Genomic DNA, 3,294 nt, shown 5'->3' with positions numbered 1-3,294 from the left:
AGAAAATGTAAGGGAAATTATTTTCAACCCAATAATCAATTGCTTCAATTAAAACAAGCCTTTCCATTAATTCCACCTGCTCAGGAAACAAACTCATCGCTTTCCTTCGTGTATGGAGAGAAAATATATTAGCAATGATATTTTCTGATAAACGAATTTTTTAAAAAAGAATTTAATTAAAGTTTGGTTTATGGGACGTGACGTTTTTTAAAATTAATTGAGGCGTATGTGGGCTAGATCTCCCCGGCGGGGATGACGGGTTTTAAATTTTTATTGACAAGGAGATTTCTAAAAAAGAAATTATTTTAGTAGCGGTGAATGTGAAATTTAACCACAAACCAAATTCACAAACTCAAAATTAGAGTTACTAAACTTTTTTAAGACTGAGCTTCCTTAGATGCATCAACTAGTAAGTCCATCTGCCGCTGCACATACTTATGGAACATCAGCGGTTGAGGGACAATTCCTGTAATAATCGTGCGAACCGCCCATACCGCTGATCACGAGAGTCCCATAATCGAAGATTCGCCCCGCAACCGTTTGGTTGACGTCAACGCCTTCTAACCGGTGTAAAAATATTTCCAAGGAGTTTCGTCGAATCCAACCTTTTTTCATAAGGACATGTTTATCGGTGACACCGTATTCCGAAGTTCGATAGGTGACATACGCTATCAACAACCAAAAAGCGCCCAACACGAACATAAAAAAACTGCAAAGGTCATAAAGCGGATAACCACCCAATAAGTGAGAATGCAAAATAAAATAAGCAGGACCATACGTATAAAATAAAGAAGTAAAAATTAATGCAATCACACCAGTTGTCACAATACCAATTCGTTCGCTCTATCAGGAGATAACACTCCTGCTCCGATCCAAGCGCAGCGCTAAAAATCCAGCGGCGATTTGCAGAAAATCAATGGCTATAAATAATTCAGTGAGGGCGTGTAAAATAAACTAATTTTTCATCTTTTATCAAGGTTTCTTTAATATAATGAGTCGGATACATAAACATTTTCCACAATTTTAATTTTCATTATCCACTTTCCGAAAGCCACGAGGTAATTTATTGCCGCGGCGACCACATTCTACTTTAAATTGAGCTAAATCATTCGGTTTTAGCGTAAAACGATGTTTCCCAGAATAAAGTGTTAACGAACTCTTCTCATGGAGGACAGCTAAAGCAACACAATATTCTTCACGATTGCCCACACGCGCTGGGACAATCTGAATGATTTTATTTCCTTTTCCTTTAGGTAATTCAGGTATTCCGGTATGGGGAACAATAATAATCGACCTTCGGAGGTAATCACACCCAGGTATTGGGATTCTTTATCGAGCACCCGCTGCGGCAATATCACTTGAGCACTTTTAGGTAGTTTGATAACGGTTTCCCACCGAATCTAAAAATACCGCCAGTTCATTCGTGCGGCCTTGTGCCTGCATTAAAATTCATCGCCCGATCGATAATGTAACGCATGGCCATCAACTTCGTGACCTTTGGCGGCACGAATAGCCCTTTTTCGAAAAAACTACCGTGACTGGTTCAGAAGGAAGCATTTCTTCTTCACGTATCATTTTGGCGATCGGTCTTTCCATTAATGGCGAGCGGCGTTCGTCACCATATTTTTCTTTATCTGCGGACAATTCTACGTGAATTAATTTTTTTAATTTAGCCTTTGAAGATAAAGTTTTTTCGACCTCATCGCGCTCTTTAATTAAAAAAGCTTGCTCGCCTCTAATTTTTTCTCTTCTAATTTAGCTAATTTCCGCAATTTAATTTCTAAAATTGCCTCCGCTTGTCTGTCACTGAGTTTAAATTTTTTCATTAAAATAGGCTTTGGTTTGTCTTCTTTTCAGATAGCGGTGTGACGGCATCTAAATACGCAATAATAAAATCTTCCAAAAGATGTAACCGCTTCTTAATAACAAATTGCAACCGGTATTGCAATCGCTTGCGGATCGTTTGCATTTGGTATTCTAACCATTCCTTTAACAATGAAATTAAATCTTTGACTTTCGGCCGACCATCGATGCCGATCATATTCAAATTCACTTTATAGCTCCGTTCCAAGTCGGTCGTTACAAATAAATACGCCATTAATTCGTGTATATTGATGCGATTGGAGCGCGGCGTAATCACCAAACGTGTTGGATTTTCGTGATCGGATTCATCTCGAATGTCGCTCACAGCGGGTAATTTTTTTTCGACCATTTGGGCAGCGATTTGTTCCATAACGTGGTTACCCGAAACCTGGTGAGGCAGCGCGGTAATTAGAATTTCCCCATTTTCTTTTTGATAAGTCGTTCGCATGCGCAAACTGCCTTATCCAGTGCGGTAGAGGGTTCGAATTTCAGCCGCGGGTGCAATAATTTCGGCAGGAGTGGGATAATCAGGTCCTTGAATGAGTTTCATTATGTCCTTCAAGGTGGCATCAGGATATTCTAAAAGATGTATGCAGGCATTCGCGACTTCGGTCAAACTATCTGGCGGAATTGCCGTGGCGATCCCCACGGCAATTCCAGACGTCCCATTTAATAAAACATTCGGAAGCCGTGCCTGGCAAGAGAGCGGGTTCTTTCAGCGGTCCATCAAAGTTAGGGACCCAATCGACTATTCCTTCTTGCAATTCTTTTTAAAAGCAGTTGGGCATAAGCGGATAAGCGCGCTTCGGTATAACGCATGGCGGCAAAGGATTTGGGATCATCCGCGCTCCCCCAATTGCCTTGCCCATCGACAAAGGGATAGCGAAATGAAAAAGGTTGAGCCATCAAAACCATGGCTTCGTAACAGGCGGTGTTTCCGTGCGGATGGAATTTACCAAAAACGTCGCCTACCGTTGCGCGCTGATTTCTTAATACTTAGCGGTTTATTTTAAATCCAATTCTGACATAGCGTACACGATTCGACGCTGGACGGGCTTTAAACCGTCTGCGATATGCGGCAAAGCACGGTCCAAGATGTTTGAAGTGGTATTTTTTGTCATGAGCAATAATGATTAATTATTAAGTTAAGTATAAGCAGTATACAGGATTTTGCACTATTCTGTCATGTTTTGCTCACTAGAATTTGAACCCTCTCCCGCAAATGAGAGAAGGGATCATTTTTGCAGAAAATTTTTAGCCTACCGGAGGATGCGATTAAAACTGGTTCTAGAAAAACAAATTCCGTCATTTCAGCACAGGCGAGAGTCCCAGCGCACCGAAGGTGCGCTGTGCACGTGTGGACTGCTGGATCAACTATGTTTGAATTGCTGTGAGCAAGTTTGAAAACCGGCTAATAAATAGTAATTTTAT

General features: G+C 40.9%; 3 pseudogenes. 1 reads left to right on the top strand and 2 read right to left on the bottom strand.

Features of this window, described 5'->3' with window-relative positions:
* Nucleotides 1-377 precede the first annotated feature (377 nt).
* Together FIV31_RS07430 and parC are read right to left on the bottom strand one after the other, a co-directional pair.
* A pseudogene (locus tag FIV31_RS07430) lies at nucleotides 378-1,021 on the bottom strand (PH domain-containing protein).
* Between the two features lie 2 nt (nucleotides 1,022-1,023).
* A pseudogene (gene parC, locus FIV31_RS07420) lies at nucleotides 1,024-2,990 on the bottom strand (DNA topoisomerase IV subunit A).
* A gap of 43 nt (nucleotides 2,991-3,033) precedes the next feature.
* Here parC and FIV31_RS08735 point away from each other — a divergent pair.
* Nucleotides 3,034-3,167, top strand: a pseudogene (locus FIV31_RS08735) (hypothetical protein); the annotation flags it as partial.
* Nucleotides 3,168-3,294: the final 127 nt, after the last annotated feature.

Source organism: Coxiella endosymbiont of Ornithodoros amblus (genome assembly GCF_019425495.1).
GTDB lineage: Bacteria > Pseudomonadota > Gammaproteobacteria > Coxiellales > Coxiellaceae > Coxiella.
This window is presented reverse-complemented; position numbering and strand designations above follow the sequence as displayed.